29 protein-coding genes are annotated in these 19,272 nt (G+C 60.4%); 28 read left to right on the top strand and 1 reads right to left on the bottom strand.

The genetic code is table 11. The annotated features are described in order from the left end of the window. Positions 1 to 11 precede the first annotated feature (11 nt). The 26 genes from rplB to bfr all read left to right on the top strand — a co-directional run bounded on the left by rplB (position 12) and on the right by bfr (position 14,036). Positions 12 to 833 carry a 50S ribosomal protein L2 gene (gene rplB / locus ABKS89_RS03250; protein WP_024767388.1) on the top strand — a complete coding sequence of 274 codons (822 nt, stop codon included), beginning with the start codon at positions 12 to 14 and terminating at the stop codon, positions 831 to 833. 16 nt (positions 834 to 849) lie between these two features. After that, complete coding sequence (gene rpsS / locus ABKS89_RS03255) at positions 850 to 1,125, top strand: 30S ribosomal protein S19 (RefSeq protein WP_017521902.1); 276 nt, start codon at positions 850 to 852, stop codon at positions 1,123 to 1,125. Between the two features lie 12 nt (positions 1,126 to 1,137). Continuing rightward, complete coding sequence (gene rplV, locus ABKS89_RS03260; protein ID WP_015475325.1) at positions 1,138 to 1,470, top strand: 50S ribosomal protein L22; 333 nt, start codon at positions 1,138 to 1,140, stop codon at positions 1,468 to 1,470. A gap of 13 nt (positions 1,471 to 1,483) precedes the next feature. After that, a complete protein-coding gene (gene rpsC / locus ABKS89_RS03265; protein ID WP_015475326.1) occupies positions 1,484 to 2,170 on the top strand; it encodes a 30S ribosomal protein S3 in 687 nt (228 codons plus the stop codon). A gap of 11 nt (positions 2,171 to 2,181) precedes the next feature. Next, positions 2,182 to 2,595, top strand: coding sequence for a 50S ribosomal protein L16 (gene rplP, locus ABKS89_RS03270; RefSeq protein ID WP_009617163.1), 414 nt, complete (start codon positions 2,182 to 2,184; stop codon positions 2,593 to 2,595). Beyond that, a complete protein-coding gene (gene rpmC, locus ABKS89_RS03275) occupies positions 2,595 to 2,786 on the top strand; it encodes a 50S ribosomal protein L29 (RefSeq protein WP_003093720.1) in 192 nt (63 codons plus the stop codon). The genes rplP and rpmC overlap by 1 nt, the downstream gene beginning before the upstream one ends. 2 nt (positions 2,787 to 2,788) lie before the next feature. Beyond that, complete coding sequence (rpsQ, locus tag ABKS89_RS03280) at positions 2,789 to 3,055, top strand: 30S ribosomal protein S17 (protein ID WP_009617165.1); 267 nt, start codon at positions 2,789 to 2,791, stop codon at positions 3,053 to 3,055. Positions 3,056 to 3,071: 16 nt separating this feature from the next. Beyond that, a complete protein-coding gene (gene rplN / locus ABKS89_RS03285; protein ID WP_017521901.1) occupies positions 3,072 to 3,440 on the top strand; it encodes a 50S ribosomal protein L14 in 369 nt (122 codons plus the stop codon). Between the two features lie 12 nt (positions 3,441 to 3,452). After that, a complete protein-coding gene (gene rplX / locus ABKS89_RS03290) occupies positions 3,453 to 3,767 on the top strand; it encodes a 50S ribosomal protein L24 (RefSeq protein WP_045215317.1) in 315 nt (104 codons plus the stop codon). Positions 3,768 to 3,786: 19 nt separating this feature from the next. Next, positions 3,787 to 4,326 carry a 50S ribosomal protein L5 gene (gene rplE, locus ABKS89_RS03295; protein WP_017521899.1) on the top strand — a complete coding sequence of 180 codons (540 nt, stop codon included), beginning with the start codon at positions 3,787 to 3,789 and terminating at the stop codon, positions 4,324 to 4,326. Positions 4,327 to 4,339: 13 nt separating this feature from the next. Beyond that, positions 4,340 to 4,645 (top strand): 30S ribosomal protein S14, encoded by a 306-nt coding sequence (rpsN, locus tag ABKS89_RS03300; RefSeq protein WP_045215313.1) that lies wholly within the window; start codon positions 4,340 to 4,342, stop codon positions 4,643 to 4,645. A gap of 189 nt (positions 4,646 to 4,834) precedes the next feature. Then, positions 4,835 to 5,227, top strand: a complete 393-nt coding sequence (rpsH, locus tag ABKS89_RS03305) for a 30S ribosomal protein S8 (protein WP_015475331.1) — start codon at positions 4,835 to 4,837, stop codon at positions 5,225 to 5,227. An 11-nt stretch (positions 5,228 to 5,238) separates the two neighbouring features. Beyond that, a complete protein-coding gene (gene rplF / locus ABKS89_RS03310) occupies positions 5,239 to 5,772 on the top strand; it encodes a 50S ribosomal protein L6 (RefSeq protein WP_015475332.1) in 534 nt (177 codons plus the stop codon). A gap of 10 nt (positions 5,773 to 5,782) precedes the next feature. Next, the gene (gene rplR / locus ABKS89_RS03315) at positions 5,783 to 6,133 is read left to right on the top strand and encodes a 50S ribosomal protein L18 (protein WP_017521897.1); all 351 of its coding nucleotides are present in this window, start codon (positions 5,783 to 5,785) and stop codon (positions 6,131 to 6,133) included. A gap of 3 nt (positions 6,134 to 6,136) precedes the next feature. Continuing rightward, positions 6,137 to 6,637, top strand: a complete 501-nt coding sequence (gene rpsE, locus ABKS89_RS03320; protein ID WP_009617173.1) for a 30S ribosomal protein S5 — start codon at positions 6,137 to 6,139, stop codon at positions 6,635 to 6,637. A 2-nt stretch (positions 6,638 to 6,639) separates the two neighbouring features. Next, entirely contained in the window at positions 6,640 to 6,816 is a 177-nt protein-coding gene (rpmD, locus tag ABKS89_RS03325) for a 50S ribosomal protein L30 (RefSeq protein WP_009617174.1), read from the top strand. A gap of 3 nt (positions 6,817 to 6,819) precedes the next feature. Continuing rightward, entirely contained in the window at positions 6,820 to 7,254 is a 435-nt protein-coding gene (rplO, locus tag ABKS89_RS03330) for a 50S ribosomal protein L15 (protein ID WP_138216856.1), read from the top strand. Next, on the top strand, positions 7,255 to 8,586 hold the full coding sequence (gene secY, locus ABKS89_RS03335) for a preprotein translocase subunit SecY (RefSeq protein ID WP_024767080.1): 1,332 nt from the start codon (positions 7,255 to 7,257) through the stop codon (positions 8,584 to 8,586). A gap of 24 nt (positions 8,587 to 8,610) precedes the next feature. Then, positions 8,611 to 8,727 (top strand): 50S ribosomal protein L36, encoded by a 117-nt coding sequence (rpmJ, locus tag ABKS89_RS03340; RefSeq protein WP_045215308.1) that lies wholly within the window; start codon positions 8,611 to 8,613, stop codon positions 8,725 to 8,727. A 130-nt stretch (positions 8,728 to 8,857) separates the two neighbouring features. Next, the gene (gene rpsM / locus ABKS89_RS03345; RefSeq protein WP_024767079.1) at positions 8,858 to 9,214 is read left to right on the top strand and encodes a 30S ribosomal protein S13; all 357 of its coding nucleotides are present in this window, start codon (positions 8,858 to 8,860) and stop codon (positions 9,212 to 9,214) included. Between the two features lie 18 nt (positions 9,215 to 9,232). Beyond that, on the top strand, positions 9,233 to 9,622 hold the full coding sequence (gene rpsK / locus ABKS89_RS03350) for a 30S ribosomal protein S11 (protein WP_003093689.1): 390 nt from the start codon (positions 9,233 to 9,235) through the stop codon (positions 9,620 to 9,622). Positions 9,623 to 9,638: 16 nt separating this feature from the next. Further along, a complete protein-coding gene (rpsD, locus tag ABKS89_RS03355) occupies positions 9,639 to 10,259 on the top strand; it encodes a 30S ribosomal protein S4 (RefSeq protein ID WP_138216857.1) in 621 nt (206 codons plus the stop codon). Between the two features lie 22 nt (positions 10,260 to 10,281). Continuing rightward, complete coding sequence (locus ABKS89_RS03360; protein WP_009617182.1) at positions 10,282 to 11,283, top strand: DNA-directed RNA polymerase subunit alpha; 1,002 nt, start codon at positions 10,282 to 10,284, stop codon at positions 11,281 to 11,283. 43 nt (positions 11,284 to 11,326) lie between these two features. Next, positions 11,327 to 11,716 (top strand): 50S ribosomal protein L17, encoded by a 390-nt coding sequence (gene rplQ, locus ABKS89_RS03365; RefSeq protein WP_015475338.1) that lies wholly within the window; start codon positions 11,327 to 11,329, stop codon positions 11,714 to 11,716. Between the two features lie 272 nt (positions 11,717 to 11,988). Then, positions 11,989 to 13,437: a catalase KatA gene (gene katA, locus ABKS89_RS03370; RefSeq protein ID WP_348589782.1), complete on the top strand. Its 1,449-nt coding sequence runs from the start codon at positions 11,989 to 11,991 to the stop codon at positions 13,435 to 13,437. Positions 13,438 to 13,571: 134 nt separating this feature from the next. Then, entirely contained in the window at positions 13,572 to 14,036 is a 465-nt protein-coding gene (gene bfr / locus ABKS89_RS03375) for a bacterioferritin (RefSeq protein ID WP_015475340.1), read from the top strand. Positions 14,037 to 14,156: 120 nt separating this feature from the next. Here bfr and uvrA read toward each other — a convergent pair whose 3' ends face one another. Continuing rightward, on the bottom strand, positions 14,157 to 16,991 hold the full coding sequence (uvrA, locus tag ABKS89_RS03380; protein WP_348589780.1) for an excinuclease ABC subunit UvrA: 2,835 nt from the start codon (positions 16,989 to 16,991) through the stop codon (positions 14,157 to 14,159). A 214-nt stretch (positions 16,992 to 17,205) separates the two neighbouring features. Here uvrA and ABKS89_RS03385 point away from each other — a divergent pair, with 214 nt between their 5' ends. Together ABKS89_RS03385 and ssb are read left to right on the top strand one after the other, a co-directional pair. Then, positions 17,206 to 18,594, top strand: a complete 1,389-nt coding sequence (locus tag ABKS89_RS03385; RefSeq protein ID WP_138216860.1) for an MFS transporter — start codon at positions 17,206 to 17,208, stop codon at positions 18,592 to 18,594. 18 nt (positions 18,595 to 18,612) lie between these two features. Continuing rightward, a complete protein-coding gene (gene ssb / locus ABKS89_RS03390; RefSeq protein ID WP_081517086.1) occupies positions 18,613 to 19,113 on the top strand; it encodes a single-stranded DNA-binding protein in 501 nt (166 codons plus the stop codon). Positions 19,114 to 19,272: the final 159 nt, after the last annotated feature.

Below are 19,272 nucleotides of genomic sequence, written 5' to 3' on the forward strand. Positions count from 1 at the left end.
AGGGGTGCATCATGGCAATCGTTAAATGCAAACCGACTTCCGCTGGTCGTCGTTTCGTCGTCAAGGTAGTGAACCAGGACCTGCACAAAGGTGCTCCGTTCGCTCCCCTGCTCGAGAAGAAGTCCAAGTCGGGCGGCCGTAACAACAACGGTCGCATCACCACCCGTCATATCGGTGGTGGTCACAAGCAGCACTATCGTCTGGTCGACTTCCGTCGCAACAAGGATGGCATTCCTGCCATCGTTGAGCGCGTCGAATACGATCCGAACCGTACTGCTCACATCGCTCTGCTGAAATACGCGGACGGCGAGCGCCGTTACATCATCGCCCCCAAAGGCGTGGTGGCTGGCGATCAACTGATCTCCGGTATCGGCGCTCCGATCAAGGCCGGCAACAACATGCCGCTGCGCAACATCCCGGTTGGTAGCACCATCCACGGTATCGAACTGAAGCCTGGCAAAGGCGCTCAGATCGCTCGCTCCGCTGGCGCTTCGGCTCAGCTGGTTGCCCGTGAAGGTGCATACGTAACCGTACGTCTGCGTTCCGGTGAGATGCGTAAAGTCCTGGCTGACTGCCGTGCGACCCTGGGTGAAGTCTCGAACTCCGAGCACAGCCTGCGTTCGCTGGGTAAAGCCGGTGCCAAACGCTGGCGTGGCGTTCGCCCGACCGTTCGTGGTGTTGCCATGAACCCGGTCGACCACCCGCATGGTGGTGGTGAAGGTCGTACCTCTGCTGGTCGTCATCCGGTATCGCCGTGGGGTCTTCAGACCAAGGGTAAGAAGACTCGCGCGAACAAGCGTACCGACAACATGATCGTCCGTCGCCGCAAGTAAATAGAGGGATACGACAGTGCCACGTTCTCTGAAAAAAGGTCCTTTTATCGATCTTCACCTGCTGAAGAAGATCGAAGTGGCGGTAGAAAAGAACGACCGCAAGCCGATCAAGACCTGGTCGCGCCGTTCTATGATCATGCCGCACATGGTTGGTCTGACCATCGCTGTCCACAACGGCCGTCAACACGTGCCGGTTCTGGTCAACGAAGACATGGTCGGTCACAAACTCGGCGAGTTCGCTGCTACCCGCACTTATCGTGGGCACGCTGCGGACAAGAAAGCCAAGCGTTAAGGGGTAAGGAAGATGGAAGTAGCCGCTAAGCTCTCGGGCGCTCGTATCTCCGCCCAGAAAGCCCGCTTGGTCGCCGACCAGATCCGCGGGAAGAAGGTGGGCGACGCGCTCAACCTCCTGGCTTTCAGCAACAAGAAAGCCGCCGAGATCATGAAGAAAGTGCTGGAGTCGGCCGTTGCCAACGCCGAGCACAACGAAGGCGCCGATGTAGACGATCTCAAAGTCTCCACCGTCTTCGTCAACGAAGGTCGTTCGCTCAAGCGCATCATGCCGCGTGCCAAAGGCCGTGCTGATCGCATCGTCAAGCGGTCTTGCCATATCACTGTCAAGGTTGCGGACAAGTAACGGAGTCGATCAGATGGGTCAGAAAGTACATCCCAATGGCATCCGCCTGGGTATCGTCAAGGAGCACACCTCCGTTTGGTACGCAGATAAGCGCACTTACGCCGATTATCTGTTCGCCGACCTGAAGGTACGTGAGTATCTCCAAGACAAACTAAAAAGCGCGTCCGTAAGCCGTATCGACATCCATCGTCCGGCTCAGACTGCACGTATCACCATCCACACCGCTCGTCCCGGCATCGTGATCGGCAAGAAAGGTGAAGATGTTGAGAAGCTGCGTCAGGACCTGACCAAGCAAATGGGTGTGCCGGTGCACATCAACATCGAAGAGATCCGCAAGCCGGAACTCGACGGTATGCTGGTTGCGCAGAGCGTAGCTCAGCAGCTGGAGCGTCGCGTTATGTTCCGTCGCGCCATGAAGCGCGCTGTACAGAACGCCATGCGCATTGGTGCCAAAGGCATCAAGATCCAGGTAAGCGGTCGTCTGGGCGGCGCTGAAATCGCCCGTACCGAGTGGTATCGCGAAGGTCGTGTGCCCCTGCACACCCTGCGTGCCGACATCGACTATGCAACCTACGAAGCGCACACCACCTACGGTGTGATCGGTGTGAAGGTTTGGATCTTCAAAGGCGAGGTCATTGGTGGCCGCCAGGAAGAGCTGAAGCCTGTAGCGCCCGCTCCTCGTAAAAAAGCTGCTAAGTAAGGAGTACGCAAATGCTGCAACCTAAGCGTACGAAGTTCCGCAAGCAAATGACCGGTCACAACCGTGGCCTGGCTCATCGCGGTTCCAAAGTCAGCTTCGGCGAGTTCGCCCTCAAGGCAACCAGCCGCGGCCGTCTCACCGCGCGTCAGATCGAGTCCGCACGTCGTGCGCTGACCCGTCACGTTAAACGTGGCGGCAAGATCTGGATTCGCGTATTCCCCGACAAGCCTGTTACCAAGAAGCCCCTGGAAGTACGTATGGGTAAAGGTAAGGGCGGCGTCGAGTACTGGGTAGCCCAGATTCAACCGGGCAAGGTCCTGTACGAGATCGAGGGTGTATCCGAAGAGCTGGCGCGTGAGGCATTCGCCCTGGCTGCTGCAAAGCTGCCGCTCGCCACCTCCTTTGTTAAGCGGACGGTGATGTGATGAAAGCGAATGAACTTCGTGAAAAATCCGTTGAGCAGCTGAACGAGCAACTGCTCGGCCTGCTGCGCGACCAGTTCAATCTGCGCATGCAGAAAGCAACTGGCCAGTTGGGGCAGTCTCACCTGCTCTCGCAGGTTAAGCGCGATATCGCTCGCGTGAAAACTGTGCTCAACCAGCAAGCAGGTAAGTAATCATGGCTGAAGCTCAGAAAACCGTCCGTACGCTGACTGGCCGCGTCGTCAGCGACAAGATGGACAAGACCGTCACCGTTCTGATCGAGCGCCGCGTAAAGCACCCGATCTACGGCAAATACGTGAAGCGTTCGACCAAGCTGCACGCCCACGACGAAACCAATCAGTGCCGCATTGGTGACCTGGTCACCATTCGCGAGACCCGTCCTCTGGCCAAGACCAAGGCCTGGACTCTGGTTGACATCGTCGAGCGCGCGGTTGAAGTCTAAGGATCGGAGATAGAAGATGATTCAGACTCAATCCATGCTCGAAGTCGCTGACAACAGCGGCGCGCGTCGCGTAATGTGCATCAAGGTGCTCGGCGGTTCCCACCGCCGTTACGCCGGCATTGGCGACATCATCAAGGTCACCGTCAAGGAAGCAATTCCGCGTGGCAAGGTGAAGAAGGGCCAGGTAATGACTGCCGTGGTCGTTCGCACCAAGCACGGCGTACGTCGTACCGACGGTTCCATCATTCGCTTCGACGGCAACGCCGCCGTCCTGCTGAACAACAAGCAGGAGCCGATCGGCACCCGTATCTTCGGGCCGGTGACTCGTGAACTTCGTACCGAGAAGTTCATGAAGATCGTCTCCCTTGCCCCTGAAGTGCTGTAAGGAGTAGCCGTCATGCAAAAAATTCGTCGTGACGACGAAGTCATCGTCATTGCCGGCAAGGACAAGGGCAAGCGTGGCAAAGTGATCAAGGTTCTGGCTGATGACCGTCTGGTCGTTGGCGGTGTGAACCTGGTCAAGCGCCACACCAAGCCCAACCCCATGCTCAACCAGCAAGGCGGGATCGTCGAGAAGGAGGCGCCTCTGCACGTCTCCAACGTCGCCATCTTCAACGCTGAAACCAACAAGGCTGACCGCGTTGGTTTCAAAGTCGAAGACGGCAAGAAGATTCGTGTCTTCAAGTCGACCCAGAAACCGGTTCAGGCTTGAGGGAGCTAGGTAGATCACCATGGCACGATTGAAAGAAATTTATCGGAAGGAAATCGCTCCCAAGCTGAAGCAAGAGCTTCAACTGGCGAACGTGATGGAAGTTCCGCGCGTTACCAAAATCACCCTGAACATGGGTCTTGGCGAAGCTGTCGGCGACAAGAAAGTCATCGAGAGCGCCGTAGCTGATCTGGAAAAGATCGCGGGTCAGAAGCCGGTTGTGACTTACGCTCGTAAGTCCATCGCTGGTTTCAAGATTCGTGAAGGCTGGCCGATCGGCGTGAAAGTCACCCTGCGTGGCGATCGCATGTACGAGTTCCTGGACCGTCTGCTGTCGATCTCTCTGCCGCGCGTTCGTGACTTCCGCGGTCTGAACGCCAAGTCCTTCGACGGCCGTGGCAACTACAGCATGGGCGTCAAAGAGCAGATCATCTTCCCGGAAATCGATTACGACAAGATCGATGCCCTCCGCGGTATGGATATCACTCTGACCACCACCGCGCGTTCGGATGATGAGGGTCGTGCACTGCTGCGCGCCTTCAAATTCCCGTTCCGCAACTGATTGGAGTAGGACCATGGCTAAAGAGAGCATGAAGAACCGTGAGCTGAAGCGTCAGCAAACGGTAGCCAAGTACGCCAAAAAGCGTGCCGAGCTGAAAGCGATCATCGCTAATCCGAGCACTTCCGCAGAAGACCGTTGGAATGCCCAGGTCGCCCTTCAGAAGCAACCGCGTGACGCGAGCGCCAGCCGCCTGCGTAACCGTTGCCGCCTGACCGGTCGTCCGCACGGTTACTACCGCAAGTTCGGCCTGAGCCGTAACAAGCTGCGTGAAGCAGCAATGCGCGGTGACGTACCGGGCCTGGTGAAAGCCAGCTGGTAAGTGCTAGACGGGGTCGGCAACGACTCCGTTGATCGCTTTGCGAAGCAAGCCCCCATGTGGGGCTTGATTCGTTTTTAAGCGATCTCTAGAATACCCGGCTCCCCCGAGTCCGGGTTTTAGTTCGTCCGGCGTTTTGAGGGCGAGTTGTGAAGTTGAAGGCTTATCTTTTGTATCAGGAGCATTAAGCCCATGAGTATGCAGGACCCGTTAGCAGACATGCTAACTCGCATCCGTAATGCCCAGATGGCTGAGAAGACCGTCGTGAGCATGCCGTCTTCCAAGCTGAAAGCGGCAGTCGCCAAAGTCCTCAAGGACGAAGGCTATATTGCGGATTTCCAAGTCACCGCCGAGGCCAAGCCTCTGCTGTCGATCGAGCTGAAGTACTTCGAAGGCAAGCCTGTCATCGAGGAAGTGAAGCGAATCAGCCGTCCTGGCCTGCGCCAGTACAAATCCGTAGACCAGCTGCCGAAAGTTCGTGGCGGCCTGGGCGTTTCGATCGTCTCCACCAACAAAGGTGTGATGACTGACCGTGCTGCCCGTGCCGCTGGCGTCGGTGGCGAAGTGCTCTGCACTGTGTTCTAAGGGGAATCAGCATGTCTCGCGTTGCTAAGAACCCCGTCATTCTGCCCGCTGGCGTTGAAATCAAGCTGGCTGGTCAGGAACTTTCGATCAAGGGTGCCAAAGGCGCTCTCGAGCTGAAAGTACATCCGTCCGTCGAAGTCATTCAGGACAACGGTGAGCTGCGTTTCGCTGCGCGTAACGGCGACCAGCAGACCCGTGCCATGGCCGGTACTACCCGTGCTCTGGTCAACAACATGGTAATCGGCGTCAGCCAGGGCTTCGAGCGCAAGCTCCAGCTGGTTGGTGTTGGTTACAAGGCGCAGGCCAAAGGCCAAGTGCTGTCCCTGGCTCTCGGCTTCTCCCACCCGGTTGATTACGAACTGCCTGCCGGCATCGTCGCGGAAACCCCCAGCCAGACCGACATCCTGATCAAGGGTATCGACAAGCAGCTGGTCGGCCAGGTTGCCGCGGAAATCCGCGACTTCCGTCCGCCGGAGCCGTACAAAGGCAAGGGCGTGCGTTACGCCGACGAAGTCGTCCTTCGTAAAGAAGCCAAGAAGAAGTAGGGCATAGCAAATGAGCGTCAAGAAAGAAACCCGTCTGCGCCGCGCTCGCAAGGCTCGCCTGAAGATGCGCGAACTGGAAGCCGTACGCCTCTGCGTGTACCGCTCCTCCCAGCACATCTACGCCCAGGTCATTGCAGCCGACGGCGGCAAGGTCCTGGCCAGCGCCTCGACCCTGGACAAAGAACTGCGCGAAGCTGCCACCGGCAACGTCGACGCAGCCAAGAAAGTTGGTCAACTGGTCGCGGAACGCGCCAAGGCTGCCGGCGTCACTCAGGTGGCGTTCGACCGTTCTGGCTTCAAGTACCACGGTCGTATCAAGGCCCTGGCTGATGCCGCTCGTGAAGGCGGTCTGGAGTTCTAAGTTATGGCAAACAACGATCAAAAGCGCGACGAAGGCTACATCGAGAAGCTGGTTCAAGTGAACCGCGTCGCCAAAACCGTAAAAGGTGGCCGTATCTTCGCCTTCACCGCGCTGACCGTGGTTGGCGATGGCAAGGGCCGTGTTGGCTTCGGTCGTGGCAAGGCGCGTGAAGTGCCCGCTGCTATCCAGAAGGCAATGGAAGCTGCTCGCCGCAACATGATCCAGGTTGATCTGAACGGCACCACCCTGCAGTACCCGACCAAGTCCGCCCATGGCGCCTCCAAGGTGTACATGCAGCCGGCTTCCGAAGGTACCGGCATCATCGCCGGCGGCGCCATGCGCGCTGTCCTGGAAGTTGCTGGTGTGCAGAACGTTCTGGCGAAGTGCTACGGCTCCACCAACCCGGTGAACGTGGTCTACGCAACCTTCAAGGGCCTGAAGAACATGCAGTCCCCTGAGTCGGTAGCGGCCAAGCGTGGCAAGAGCGTCGAGGAGATTCTCTAACCATGGCAACTGTCAAAGTTACCCTGATCAAGAGCCTGAACGGCCGTCTGGCCAATCACAAGGCTTGCGTCAAAGGCCTCGGCCTGCGTCGCATTAATCACACCGTCGAAGTTCAGGACACTCCTGAAAACCGCGGCATGATTAACAAGGCCTACTACCTGCTGCGTGTGGAGGGTTAATCCATGCAACTGAACGATCTGCGTTCCGCGCCGGGTGCCCGTCGCGAAAAGCACCGTCCGGGCCGTGGCATCGGTAGCGGTCTGGGCAAGACTGGTGGCCGTGGTCACAAAGGTCAAACCTCCCGCTCCGGTGGCTCCATCGCTCCGGGCTTCGAGGGTGGTCAGCAACCGCTGCACCGTCGTCTGCCGAAGTTCGGCTTCAACTCGCTGAAAGCCATGGATCGCGCAGAAGTGCGCACTTCCGAACTGGCCAAGGTCGAGGGTGATGTCGTAACCGTGCAATCCCTGAAGGATGCCAACGTGATTAACCAGAACGTACAGCGTGTGAAAGTCATGCTGTCGGGCGAAGTTACTCGCGCAGTCACCCTGAAAGGCATCGGCGCCACCAAGGGCGCTCGTGCGGCTATCGAAGCAGCTGGCGGCAAAATCGAGGACTAAATGGCTAAGCAAGGTGCTCTCTCTGCGCTGAGCAACGGTGGTGGTTTGTCCGAGCTCTGGGCACGTCTGCGTTTCCTGTTCCTGGCGATCATCGTCTATCGGATCGGTGCGCATATCCCAGTCCCGGGCATCAACCCCGATCGCTTGGCGGCACTGTTCCGGCAGAACGAGGGGACCATTCTTAGCCTCTTCAACATGTTTTCCGGCGGCGCGCTGGAGCGCATGAGTATTTTTGCACTGGGGATCATGCCGTACATCTCGGCATCGATCATCATGCAGCTCATGACCGCTATCAGCCCGCAGCTGGAGCAGTTGAAGAAAGAGGGTGAGTCTGGGCGTCGTAAGATCAGCCAGTACACCCGCTACGCAACTCTCGTCCTGGCACTCGTCCAGGCCATTGGCATGTCCATTGGTCTGGGTAGCCAGGGCGTGGCCTTCTCCAACGACTTCGGCTTCTACTTCGTGTCGGTCACCACCTTCGTGGCGGGTGCACTGTTCATGATGTGGCTGGGTGAGCAGATCACCGAGCGGGGTGTCGGCAACGGCATCTCCATGCTGATCTTCTCCGGTATCGTCGCAGGCCTGCCCCGAGCAATCGGTCAGTCCTTCGAGTCCGCGCGTCAAGGTGACATCAACATCTTCGCCCTGATCGCCATCGGCCTCCTGGCTGTGGCAATCATCGCGTTCGTGGTGTTCATCGAGCGGGGTCAGCGCCGTATCGCCGTGCATTACGCCAAGCGCCAGCAAGGTCGCAAGGTGTTTGCCGCCCAAACGAGCCATCTGCCGCTGAAAGTGAACATGGCGGGTGTAATCCCCGCGATTTTCGCCAGCAGCATTCTGCTGTTCCCGGCATCCCTGGGTGCCTGGTTCGGTCAGTCGGAAGGCCTGGGTTGGCTGCAGGACGTCGCGCAAGCGATCGCTCCTGGTCAGCCGCTGAACATTCTGCTGTTTAGTGCAGGGATCGTTTTCTTCTGCTTCTTCTACACAGCGCTGATGTTCAACCCGAAGGACGTGGCGGAAAACCTCAAGAAGTCCGGTGCATTTATTCCGGGTATTCGTCCGGGCGAACAGTCGGCTCGCTACATTGATGGCGTTCTGACCCGTTTGACCATGTTCGGTGCCCTGTACATGACGGCTGTGTGCCTGCTGCCCCAGTTCCTGGTCGTAGCTGCCCACGTACCGTTCTACCTTGGCGGGACCTCGTTGCTGATCGTGGTCGTGGTTGTGATGGACTTTATGGCTCAAGTACAATCGCACCTCGTTTCGCACCAGTACGAATCCCTCATGAAGAAAGCCAACCTGAAGGGCTATGGCAGCGGTCTGCTGCGCTGACCCGTAAGGTTCGAGGAGTCACTGATGAAAGTTCGTGCATCGGTTAAGAAGCTGTGCCGTAACTGCAAGATCGTCCGTCGCGAAGGCGTCGTTCGTGTGATCTGCAGCTCGGAGCCGCGTCACAAGCAGCGCCAAGGCTGAGTGTGAACCACGCGTTATAACCCGGCAGCTAGTGTGCTGCCGGGTTGATTATTTGTTTTTACAGCGCTAATATCCGCGCCCTTTCTTGGCTCCCTGGGCGCCGGGTAGCTGTCAATTGGAGTTTTTCTGAATGGCCCGTATTGCAGGCGTAAACATTCCGGATAACAAGCACACTGTTATCTCGCTGACCTACATCTATGGTGTTGGTCGCACTACCGCACAGAGCATCTGTGCAGCCACCGGCATCAGCCCGGCTGTAAAGATCAAAGAGCTGAGCGAAGAGCAGATTGATTCGCTGCGTACCGAGGTGGCCAAGCTGACCACCGAAGGTGACCTGCGTCGCGAAATCAACATGAACATCAAGCGTCTGATGGACCTCGGTTGCTACCGCGGTCTGCGTCATCGTCGTGGTCTGCCGGTTCGCGGTCAGCGCACCAAGACCAACGCGCGCACCCGTAAGGGCCCGCGTAAGCCGATCCGCAAGTAATCGCTTAGGAATCTAGTCATGGCAAAACCTGCTGCTCGTCCTCGCAAGAAAGTCAAAAAGACGGTGGTCGACGGGATCGCGCATATCCACGCATCCTTCAACAACACCATCGTTACCATCACTGATCGTCAGGGCAACGCTCTGTCCTGGGCTACCTCCGGTGGTTCGGGCTTCCGTGGCTCGCGTAAGAGCACCCCGTTCGCTGCCCAGGTAGCGGCCGAGCGTGCCGGCCAGGCTGCTCTGGAATACGGTCTGAAGAACCTTGACGTCAACGTCAAAGGCCCGGGCCCGGGTCGCGAGTCGGCTGTTCGTGCGCTGAATGCCTGCGGTTACAAGATCGCCAGCATCACCGACGTAACCCCGATCCCGCATAACGGCTGCCGTCCGCCGAAAAAGCGTCGCGTGTAATAGGAGACAGTGAGAAATGGCTCGTTACATTGGTCCCAAGTGCAAACTGTCCCGCCGCGAAGGCACTGATCTTTTCCTGAAGAGCGGCGTTCGTGCCCTCGACTCGAAATGCAAGGCAGAACAAGTTCCCGGTCAGCACGGCCAGCGCCGTGGTCGCCTGTCCGACTACGGTCTGCAGCTGCGCGAGAAGCAAAAAGTTCGTCGTATCTACGGCGTCCTCGAGCGTCAATTCCGTGGCTACTATCAGGAAGCGTCCCGCCGCAAGGGCTCCACGGGTGAAAACCTGCTGCAGCTGCTTGAGTGCCGTCTGGACAACGTCGTCTACCGTATGGGCTTCGGTTCCACTCGTTCCGAATCCCGTCAGCTGGTGTCTCACAAGACCATCAGCGTCAACGGTCAGACCGTAAACGTACCGTCCTACCAGGTCAAAGCTGGTGACGTGGTTGCTGTTCGCGAGAAATCGAAGAACCAGCTGCGTATCGCCCAAGCTCTGGACCTGTGCGCCCAGCGCGGTCGCGTTGAGTGGGTCGAAGTGGACTCCGACAAGAAAGCTGGCACCTTCAAAAGTGTCCCGGCTCGTGCCGATCTGTCCGCCGACATCAACGAAAACCTGATTGTCGAGCTCTACTCCAAGTAAGGGCTAGAAAATAGGTGCATCCATGCAGAGTTCGGTAAATGAGTTCCTGACCCCCCGCCACATCGATGTGCAGGTGGTCAGCCAAACCCGCGCCAAGATCACTCTCGAGCCTCTCGAGCGTGGTTTCGGCCATACCCTGGGCAACGCGCTGCGTCGCATCCTGTTGTCCTCCATGCCTGGCTGTGCGGTAGTCGAGGCCGAGATCGACGGTGTACTCCACGAGTACTCCGCCATCGAAGGTGTGCAGGAAGATGTCATCGAGATCCTGCTCAACCTGAAAGGCCTGGCTATCAAGCTGCACGGTCGTGACGAAGTGACGCTGACCCTGGCGAAAAAGGGCTCGGGTGTGGTGACCGCTGCCGATATTCAGCTGGATCATGATGTCGAGATCGTCAACGGTGACCATGTTATCGCCCACCTGGCCGATAACGGCGCGCTGAACATGAAGCTGAAAGTCGCTCGTGGCCGTGGCTACGAGCCGGCTGATGCCCGTTCGAGCGATGAAGACGAAAGCCGTAGCATTGGCCGTCTTCAGCTCGACGCCTCGTTCAGCCCCGTACGTCGTGTTGCCTACGTGGTCGAGAACGCCCGTGTCGAACAGCGTACCAACCTGGACAAGCTGGTCCTCGATCTGGAAACCAACGGCACCCTGGACCCTGAAGAGGCTATCCGTCGCGCCGCTACCATCCTGCAACAGCAGCTGGCAGCGTTCGTGGACCTCAAAGGCGACAGCGAGCCTGTTGTTGAAGAGCAGGAAGACGAGATCGATCCGATCCTGCTGCGTCCGGTCGATGACCTTGAGCTGACCGTCCGTTCGGCCAACTGCCTGAAGGCAGAGAACATCTACTACATCGGTGACCTGATTCAGCGCACCGAAGTAGAGCTGCTCAAAACGCCGAACCTGGGTAAGAAGTCCCTGACCGAAATCAAGGACGTTCTGGCCTCTCGCGGTCTGTCCCTCGGTATGCGCCTCGACAACTGGCCGCCGGCAAGTCTCAAGAAAGACGACAAGGCTACTGCCTGATCGTCGTAGCTACCGAACGTAAAGTTTGGAAAGGAATTGAACCATGCGCCATCGTAAAAGTGGTCGTCACCTGAGCCGCACCAGCGCGCACCGCAAGGCTATGTTCCAGAACATGGCTGTGTCGCTCTTCGAACACGAACTGATCAAAACCACCCTGCCCAAGGCCAAGGAACTGCGTCGCGTTGCCGAGCCGCTGATCACCCTGGCTAAAGTGGATAGCGTTGCCAACCGTCGTCTCGCTTTCGACCGTACCCGTTCGAAAGAAGCCGTAGGCAAGCTGTTCAACGAACTGGGCAAGCGCTACGCCAACCGTCCGGGCGGCTACCTGCGCATCCTGAAGTGCGGCTTCCGCGCCGGCGACAATGCCCCCATGGCATACGTCGAACTGATTGACCGCGCTGTTGGCGGCCAAGCAGTAGAAGCTGCAGAGTAAGGTTTACGCCTTATAAGAAACCGGGCCCTGTGCCCGGTTTTTTATCGCCTATTGAAAAGCTTTTATCTATCGATCAGCCCGAATCAATTAATTGGCTGATCTATGCCCTTGTCACCGATCCTTAACGACGCCGACTTCTACTGCTTGCTGAGCTGGATCAACAGCCGCAACGCCGGTGGAGGCGCTTAATTGTCCGATTGGGATGTCGGGCCGCGCTCACTGCCATGGTGATCCGCCGGTCTTCGAACACCCCGCCGTTGAGGAGAGTAACGATGAGTGACAACACCCGCCTGATGACTGCTGCCGGAGCGCCGGTCGCCGATAACCAGAACGTCCAGACCGCCGGCCCGCGGGGCCCGATGCTGCTGCAGGACGTCTGGTTCCTGGAGAAACTGGCGCACTTCGACCGCGAAGTGATCCCTGAGCGCCGGATGCATGCCAAGGGCTCTGCTGCCTACGGCACCTTCACCGTCACCCACGACATTACCCAGTACAGCCGCGCCAAGCTGTTCTCCGAGGTCGGCAAGCAGACTCCGTTGTTCCTGCGCTTCTCCACGGTGGCCGGTGAGCGTGGCGCGGCTGACGCGGAGCGCGATATCCGCGGCTTCGCCATGAAGTTCTACACCGAGGAAGGCAACTGGGACCTGGTCGGCAACAACACCCCGGTCTTCTACTTCCGCGACCCGCTGAAGTTCCCCGATCTGAACCACGTGGTGAAGCGCGATCCGCGCACCAACCTGCGCAACGCCACCCTGAAGTGGGACTTCTTCTCGCACCTGCCCGAAGCCCTGCACCAATTGACCATCGACTTCAGCGATCGCGGTCTGCCGCGCAGCTACCGCCACGTCCACGGCTTCGGCAGCCACACCTTCAGCTTCATCAACGCCGGCAACGAGCGCTTCTGGGTCAAGTTCCACTTCAAGACCCAGCAAGGCATCGAGAACCTGAGCAACGAGGAAGCCGCCAAGCTGGTCGGCGCCGACCGCGAAAGCTCGCAACGTGACCTCTACGACGCCATCGAACGCGGTGACTTCCCGCGCTGGAAGATGTACGTGCAGGTGATGCCGGAGAAGGAAGCGGCGACCTACCGCTACAACCCGTTCGATCTGACCAAGGTCTGGCCGCACGGCGACTACCCGCTGATCGAGGTGGGCTACTTCGAGCTAAACCGCAACCCGGCGAACTACTTCGCCGAGGTCGAGCAGTCCGCCTTCAGCCCGGCGAACATCGTCCCCGGCATCGGCTTTTCGCCGGACAAGATGCTCCAGGGCCGTCTGTTCTCCTACGGCGATGCGCACCGCTATCGCCTGGGCGTGAACCACCACCAGATCCCGGTGAACGCTGCGCGCAACAACCCGCGCATCTACCACCGCGACGGCGCCATGCGGGTGGACGGCAACAACGGCGACATGACTGTCACCTACGAGCCGAACAGCTTCAACCAGTGGCAGGAGCAGCCGGACTACTCCGAGCCGCCGCTGACCCTGGAAGGCAGCGCGGATCACTGGAACCACCGCGTCGACGGTGACTACTACAGCCAGCCGGCCGCGCTGTTCCGCCTGTTCGACGAAGCCCAGCGGCAGCGTCTCTACGAGAACATCGCCGGTGACATGGCGGGTGTGCCAGAGGCCATCCAGCGTCGTCAGCTGGCACTGTTCTTCAACATCGACCCGGCCTACGGTGAAGGTGTCGCCAAGGCGCTGGGCCTGAAGCTGGACTAAGCTGAAACCGTTCCACTTGCCGCCCTCTTCGGAGGGCGGTTGCGTTTGTGGGGCATTGCGGACTTGACCCCGGTCATGGCCAGTCGCGACCATAGCGCCGTTTAATTCGCTGTCACGTCCCAGGGAGAAGGCTGATGCAAGGCCACGCCGAGGTTATCGATTATCTCAACACGCTGCTGACCGGTGAGCTGGCCGCTCGCGACCAGTACTTCATCCACTCGCGCATGTACGAGGACTGGGGCTTCACCAAGCTCTACGAGCGCCTCAATCACGAAATGGAAGAGGAAACCCAGCACGCCGACGCTCTGCTGCGCCGCATCCTGTTGCTCGAAGGCACCCCGCGCATGCGCCCGGACGACATTCATCCGGGCAAGACCGTGCCGGAGATGCTGGAGGCCGACCTGAAGCTGGAGCGCCACGTACGCGCCGCCCTGGCCAAGGGCATCGCCCTGTGCGAGAAGCACAAGGACTTCGTCACCCGCGACATCCTGCGCGTGCAGCTGACCGATACCGAGGAAGACCACGCGTATTGGCTTGAGCAGCAGCTGGGCCTGATCCAGAAGATGGGCCTGGAGAACTACCTGCAGTCGCAGATCTGATCTGTATCTTGCTGGAGCGCGCGAGGCGCGCTGATCGCGGGCATAGTCCGCTCCTACAAGATCCAAAAGAAAAGCCCCTGTGCCAATCGGCAGCAGGGGCTTTTTTCATGCCGGTGCGGATCAGGCCCGATCGCGCTCCAGCAGCGGCTTTAGGAAGTGTCCGGTGTGCGACACCGCCAGCTCCGCGATCTGCTCCGGCGTGCCGGTGGCGATGATCTGGCCGCCCTTGGAGCCGCCCTCGGGGCCGAGGTCGACCAGCCAGTCGGCGGTCTTGATCACGTCCAGGTTGTGCTCGATCACCACCACGGTGTTGCCGTGGTCGCGCAGGCGGTGCAGCACGTCCAGCAGTTGCTGGATATCCGCGAAGTGCAGGCCGGTGGTCGGCTCGTCGAGGATGTACAGGGTCTTGCCGGTGTCGCGCTTGGACAGCTCGCGGGACAGCTTCACCCGCTGCGCCTCACCACCGGACAGCGTGGTCGCGCTCTGGCCCAGCTTGATGTACGACAGGCCGACGTCCATCAGTGTCTGCAGCTTGCGGGCGATGGCCGGCACGGCGTCGAAGAACGCGCGGGCGTCCTCGATGGTCATGTCCAGCACCTCGGTGATGCTCTTGCCCTTGTAGCGGACTTCCAGGGTCTCGCGGTTGTAGCGCTTGCCTTTGCAGACGTCGCAGGGGACGTAGATGTCCGGCAGGAAGTGCATCTCCACCTTGATCACGCCGTCGCCTTGGCAGGCCTCGCAGCGGCCGCCCTTGACGTTGAACGAGAAGCGCCCCGGACCGTAGCCGCGCGAGCGGGCTTCCGGCACGCCGGCGAACAGCTCGCGGATCGGCGTGAACAGCCCGGTGTAGGTCGCCGGGTTGGAGCGCGGGGTGCGGCCGATCGGGCTCTGATCGATGTCCACCACCTTGTCCAGGTGCTGCAGGCCGTCGAACGAGTCGTAGGGCGCGACTTCCAGCGTGGTGGCGCCGTTGAGCGCGGTGGCGGTGATCGGGAACAGGGTGTTGTTGATCAGCGTCGACTTGCCTGAGCCGGAGACGCCGGTGATGCAGGTGAACAGGCCAACCGGGATTTCCAGGTTGACGTTCTGCAGGTTGTTGCCGCGCGCGCCCTTGAGCTTGAGCAGTTGCTTCTTGTTGCGCGGGGTGCGCTCGGCGGGCACGACGATCTTGGTGCGGCCGGACAGATAGGCGCCGGTGACCGAATCAGGATGGTCCATGACCTGTTGCGGCGTGCCCTCGGCGACGATCTGCCCGCCGTGCACGCCGGCACCGGGGCCGATGTCCACGACGTAGTCGGCGAGACGGATGGCGTCCTCGTCGTGCTCGACCACGATCACCGTGTTGCCCAGGTTGCGCAGGTGGGTGAGGGTGCCCAGCAGGCGCTCGTTGTCGCGCTGGTGCAGGCCGATGGAGGGCTCGTCGAGGATGTACATGACGCCCACCAGGCCGGCGCCGATCTGGCTGGCCAGGCGGATGCGCTGGGCCTCGCCGCCGGACAGGGTATCGGCGCTGCGGTCCAGGGTCAGGTAGTCGAGGCCGACGTTGACCAGGAACTGCAGGCGCTCGCGAATCTCCTTGAGGATCTTCGAGGCGATCTCGCCGCGGCGGCCGGTGAGGGTCAGGCTCTCGGCGTACTCACAGGCGGTGCCCACTGGCATCGAGGTGATCGCCGGCAGGGTCTTGTCGCCTACCCACACGTGGCGCGCTTCGCGGCGCAGGCGGGTGCCATGGCAGTCCGGGCAGGGCTGGGTGCTGAGGAACTTGGCCAGCTCCTCGCGCACGGTGGCCGACTCGGTCTCGCGGTAGCGGCGCTCCAGGTTCGGCAGGATGCCCTCGAATGGGTGCGCGCGCTTGACGATGTCGCCACGGTCGTTGAGGTAGCGGAACTCGACGTTCTCGCGGCCCGAGCCGTTGAGGATGAACTTCTGGTGGTCCGGGTCGAGATCCTGGAAAGGCTCTTCCAGGCTGAAGCCGAAGTGCCCGGCCAGCGAGCCGAGCATCTGGAAGTAGTAGACGTTGCGCCGGTCCCAGCCGCGGATCGCGCCCTCGGCCAGGGTCAGCTCGCCGTTCACCACCCGGCGTGCGTCGAAGAACTGCTTCACGCCCAGGCCATCGCAGGTCGGGCAGGCGCCGGCCGGGTTGTTGAAGGAGAACAGCTTGGGTTCCAGCTCGCTGATGGAGTGGCCGCAGATCGGGCAGGCGAAGCGGGCGGAGAAGATCATCTCTTCGCCTTCTTCATCGTCCATCGGTGCCACCAGCGCGATGCCGTCGGCCAGGTTGATCGCCGTCTCGAAGGACTCCGCCAGGCGCTGCTGCAGGTCGCCACGCACCTTGAAGCGGTCGACCACGATATCGATGGAGTGCTTGAGCTTCTTGTCCAGCTTGGGCACTTCATCCAGTTCGTAGAGCTTGCCGTCGACGCGGGCGCGGACGAAGCCCTGGGCGCGCATCTCCTCGAATACCGCCAGGTGCTCGCCCTTGCGCTCGCGGATCACCGGGGCCAGCAGCATCAGCTTGCGGCCTTCGGGCAGCGCCAGCACCTGGTCGACCATCTGGCTGACGGTCTGCGCTTCCAGCGGGATGTCGTGGTCCGGGCAGCGCGGAATACCCACGCGTGCATAGAGCAGGCGCAGGTAGTCGTAGATCTCGGTGATGGTGCCCACGGTGGAACGTGGGTTGTGGGAGGTGGATTTCTGCTCGATGGAAATCGCCGGCGACAGACCTTCGATGGTGTCGACGTCGGGCTTTTCCATCATCGAGAGGAACTGCCGGGCGTAGGCCGACAGGGATTCCACGTAGCGGCGCTGGCCCTCGGCGTAGAGCGTGTCGAAGGCCAGGGAAGACTTGCCGGAACCGGACAGGCCGGTGATCACGATCAGCTTGTCGCGCGGCAGGGTCAGGTCGATGTTCTTCAGGTTGTGGGTACGTGCCCCACGGATGAGGATCTTGTCCACTGCGGCCTCGCATGGCGGGCGAAAACTATCGATTATACGGGGCGTTTCCGGCACGCGGCAAAGTGGCGCGTGTGTGCCCTTGGACTTCGGGGCTGCTAGAATGCCCGGCTATTTTTCGGCGTTGGCGACAGCCGGCTCTTCGCGGACTGGAAGGGCACGCCGGTACGGGAGCAATGAAGCGCAATCCCGACATCCGTCTTCCCACGAGGGGCTTATGCACGATTCCCACACTGAGCGCATGAGTGGCACAGAACTCCGGGCAACCTCCGGCCTGGCGTTGCTCTATGCCTTCCGTATGCTCGGCATGTTCATGCTGCTGCCGGTCATGATGACCTACGGCATGGACCTGATCGACTCGACACCGGCCCTCATTGGTTTTGCCATGGGTGCCTACGGCCTGACCCAGGCGGTGCTGCAGATTCCTCTGGGCACCTTGTCCGACCGCATCGGCCGCCGCGCGATCATCGTCGTCGGCCTGCTGGTATTCGCCATCGGCGCCGGCGTGGCCGCCAGTTCCGACACCATCTGGGGCGTCATCGCCGGCCGGGTGATCCAGGGCGCCGGGGCGATTTCCGCAGTGGTCATGGCGCTGCTCTCGGACCTGACCCGCGAACAGCACCGTACCAAGGCCATGGCCATCATCGGCATGAGCATCGGTGTGTCCTTCGCCGCCTCGATGGTCGCCGGCCCGGTGCTGACCCACTGGTTCGGCCTGCACGGCCTGTTCTGGTTCACCTCCGGCATGGCGCTGGTAGGCATCCTGATCATCCTGTTCATGGTGCCGGTGCCCGATCACCGCATGCAGCACCGCGAATCCAGTGTCGCCAAGCAGTCGCTGATCCCCACCCTGAAGAACGCCGACCTGCTGCGCCTGGACGTCGGCATCCTGGTATTGCACGCGATCCTCATGGCCAGCTTCGTCGCACTCCCGCTGGCACTGGTGGAGCGCGCCGGCCTGCCGAAGGAGCAGCACTGGTGGGTCTACCTGACCGCGTTGCTGATCGGCTTCTTCGCCATGGTTCCCTTCATCATCTACGCCGAGAAGAAGCGCCAGATGAAACGTGTGCTGAGCGGCGCCGTGGCGACCCTGATGCTCTGCGAGCTGTTCTTCTGGGAGTTCGGCAACAGCCTCAAGGAACTGGTGTTCGGCATCGTCGTCTACTTCACCGCGTTCAACCTGCTGGAGGCCTCGTTGCCGTCGCTGGTGAGCAAGGTGTCGCCGGCCGGCGGCAAGGGCACGGCGATGGGCGTGTACTCCACCAGCCAGTTCCTCGGCGCCGCCGTGGGTGGCATCCTGGGTGGCTGGATGTACCAGCATGGCGGGCTCGACGGGGTGTTCATCGGCTGCGCCGTGCTGGCTGCCATCTGGCTGGCGATTGCTGTTACCATGCGTGAACCTCCGTATGTAACGAGTATTCGCCTGCCTTTGTCCGACGAGGCGCTGCGCGATGCTTCGTTGGCTGAGCGTTTCAAGGCATTGCCCGGTGTGAGCGATGTGATGGTGGTCGTGGAAGAAGCGGCCGCTTATGTCAAAGTGGATTCCCAACAAGTTGATCGCACGTCCCTCGAGCGCCTAGCCGGTGCCGAGCAGGCGACGTGCTGAAGCCTTTAGGAGAGCGTCATGGCCCGTGGGGTTAACAAAGTCATTCTGGTGGGTAACGTTGGTGGCGATCCGGAAACCCGCTACATGCCCAACGGCAACGCGGTGACCAACGTCACCCTGGCCACCAGCGAGAGCTGGAAGGACAAGCAGACCGGCCAGCAGCAGGAGCGTACCGAGTGGCACCGCGTGGTGTTCTTCGGTCGCCTGGCGGAAATCGTCGCCGAGTACGTGCGCAAGGGTTCGCAGATCTACGTCGAAGGCAGCCTGCGTACCCGCAAGTGGCAGGGTCAGGACGGCCAGGACAAGTACACCACCGAAATCGTGGTCGACATCAATGGCAACATGCAGCTGCTGGGTGGCCGTCCGGGCGCCGGTGGTGATGATGCTCCGCGCGCTCCCCGCGAGCCGCAACAGCAGCGTCCGCAGCAGGCCCAGCGCCCTGCGCCGCAGCAGCAGTCCCAGCCCGCGCCGCAACCGGCTCCGGACTACGACAGCTTCGACGACGACATTCCGTTCTAAGCCGAACGAATCGTCACCAAGAGCGCAGCCTTCAAGCTGCGCTTTTGCGTTTCTGGGACGCTCGTTTTGGCGAATCCTTGCAAGGGTCTTTCTCGAAAGTGGCTATTTAATTAGCTAGCTAATTAAATGATTCTGGCATTGCCTTGATGTACGGCAAAA

The organism is Pseudomonas sp. LABIM340 (assembly GCF_040017195.2).
Taxonomy (GTDB): Bacteria; Pseudomonadota; Gammaproteobacteria; order Pseudomonadales; family Pseudomonadaceae; genus Pseudomonas.

What these genes read in the sequence shown, in the direction of transcription:
- secY (WP_024767080.1), top strand. Translation starts at nt 7,255, where the DNA reads ATGGCTAAGCAAGGTGCTCTCTCTGCGCTGAGCAACGGTGGTGGTTTG.
- rpsN (WP_045215313.1), top strand. Translation starts at nt 4,340, where the DNA reads ATGGCTAAAGAGAGCATGAAGAACCGTGAGCTGAAGCGTCAGCAAACG.
- rpsE (WP_009617173.1), top strand. Translation starts at nt 6,137, where the DNA reads ATGGCAAACAACGATCAAAAGCGCGACGAAGGCTACATCGAGAAGCTG.
- rplO (WP_138216856.1), top strand. Translation starts at nt 6,820, where the DNA reads ATGCAACTGAACGATCTGCGTTCCGCGCCGGGTGCCCGTCGCGAAAAG.
- rplN (WP_017521901.1), top strand. Translation starts at nt 3,072, where the DNA reads ATGATTCAGACTCAATCCATGCTCGAAGTCGCTGACAACAGCGGCGCG.
- ABKS89_RS03360 (WP_009617182.1), top strand. Translation starts at nt 10,282, where the DNA reads ATGCAGAGTTCGGTAAATGAGTTCCTGACCCCCCGCCACATCGATGTG.
- ssb (WP_081517086.1), top strand. Translation starts at nt 18,613, where the DNA reads ATGGCCCGTGGGGTTAACAAAGTCATTCTGGTGGGTAACGTTGGTGGC.
- rpmD (WP_009617174.1), top strand. Translation starts at nt 6,640, where the DNA reads ATGGCAACTGTCAAAGTTACCCTGATCAAGAGCCTGAACGGCCGTCTG.
- katA (WP_348589782.1), top strand. Translation starts at nt 11,989, where the DNA reads ATGAGTGACAACACCCGCCTGATGACTGCTGCCGGAGCGCCGGTCGCC.
- ABKS89_RS03385 (WP_138216860.1), top strand. Translation starts at nt 17,206, where the DNA reads ATGCACGATTCCCACACTGAGCGCATGAGTGGCACAGAACTCCGGGCA.
- rpsQ (WP_009617165.1), top strand. Translation starts at nt 2,789, where the DNA reads ATGGCTGAAGCTCAGAAAACCGTCCGTACGCTGACTGGCCGCGTCGTC.
- rpsH (WP_015475331.1), top strand. Translation starts at nt 4,835, where the DNA reads ATGAGTATGCAGGACCCGTTAGCAGACATGCTAACTCGCATCCGTAAT.
- rplP (WP_009617163.1), top strand. Translation starts at nt 2,182, where the DNA reads ATGCTGCAACCTAAGCGTACGAAGTTCCGCAAGCAAATGACCGGTCAC.
- rpsC (WP_015475326.1), top strand. Translation starts at nt 1,484, where the DNA reads ATGGGTCAGAAAGTACATCCCAATGGCATCCGCCTGGGTATCGTCAAG.
- rplV (WP_015475325.1), top strand. Translation starts at nt 1,138, where the DNA reads ATGGAAGTAGCCGCTAAGCTCTCGGGCGCTCGTATCTCCGCCCAGAAA.
- rplE (WP_017521899.1), top strand. Translation starts at nt 3,787, where the DNA reads ATGGCACGATTGAAAGAAATTTATCGGAAGGAAATCGCTCCCAAGCTG.
- rpsD (WP_138216857.1), top strand. Translation starts at nt 9,639, where the DNA reads ATGGCTCGTTACATTGGTCCCAAGTGCAAACTGTCCCGCCGCGAAGGC.
- rpsK (WP_003093689.1), top strand. Translation starts at nt 9,233, where the DNA reads ATGGCAAAACCTGCTGCTCGTCCTCGCAAGAAAGTCAAAAAGACGGTG.
- rplQ (WP_015475338.1), top strand. Translation starts at nt 11,327, where the DNA reads ATGCGCCATCGTAAAAGTGGTCGTCACCTGAGCCGCACCAGCGCGCAC.
- bfr (WP_015475340.1), top strand. Translation starts at nt 13,572, where the DNA reads ATGCAAGGCCACGCCGAGGTTATCGATTATCTCAACACGCTGCTGACC.
- rpsM (WP_024767079.1), top strand. Translation starts at nt 8,858, where the DNA reads ATGGCCCGTATTGCAGGCGTAAACATTCCGGATAACAAGCACACTGTT.
- rpmC (WP_003093720.1), top strand. Translation starts at nt 2,595, where the DNA reads ATGAAAGCGAATGAACTTCGTGAAAAATCCGTTGAGCAGCTGAACGAG.
- rplB (WP_024767388.1), top strand. Translation starts at nt 12, where the DNA reads ATGGCAATCGTTAAATGCAAACCGACTTCCGCTGGTCGTCGTTTCGTC.
- rplF (WP_015475332.1), top strand. Translation starts at nt 5,239, where the DNA reads ATGTCTCGCGTTGCTAAGAACCCCGTCATTCTGCCCGCTGGCGTTGAA.
- rplR (WP_017521897.1), top strand. Translation starts at nt 5,783, where the DNA reads ATGAGCGTCAAGAAAGAAACCCGTCTGCGCCGCGCTCGCAAGGCTCGC.
- rpmJ (WP_045215308.1), top strand. Translation starts at nt 8,611, where the DNA reads ATGAAAGTTCGTGCATCGGTTAAGAAGCTGTGCCGTAACTGCAAGATC.
- rplX (WP_045215317.1), top strand. Translation starts at nt 3,453, where the DNA reads ATGCAAAAAATTCGTCGTGACGACGAAGTCATCGTCATTGCCGGCAAG.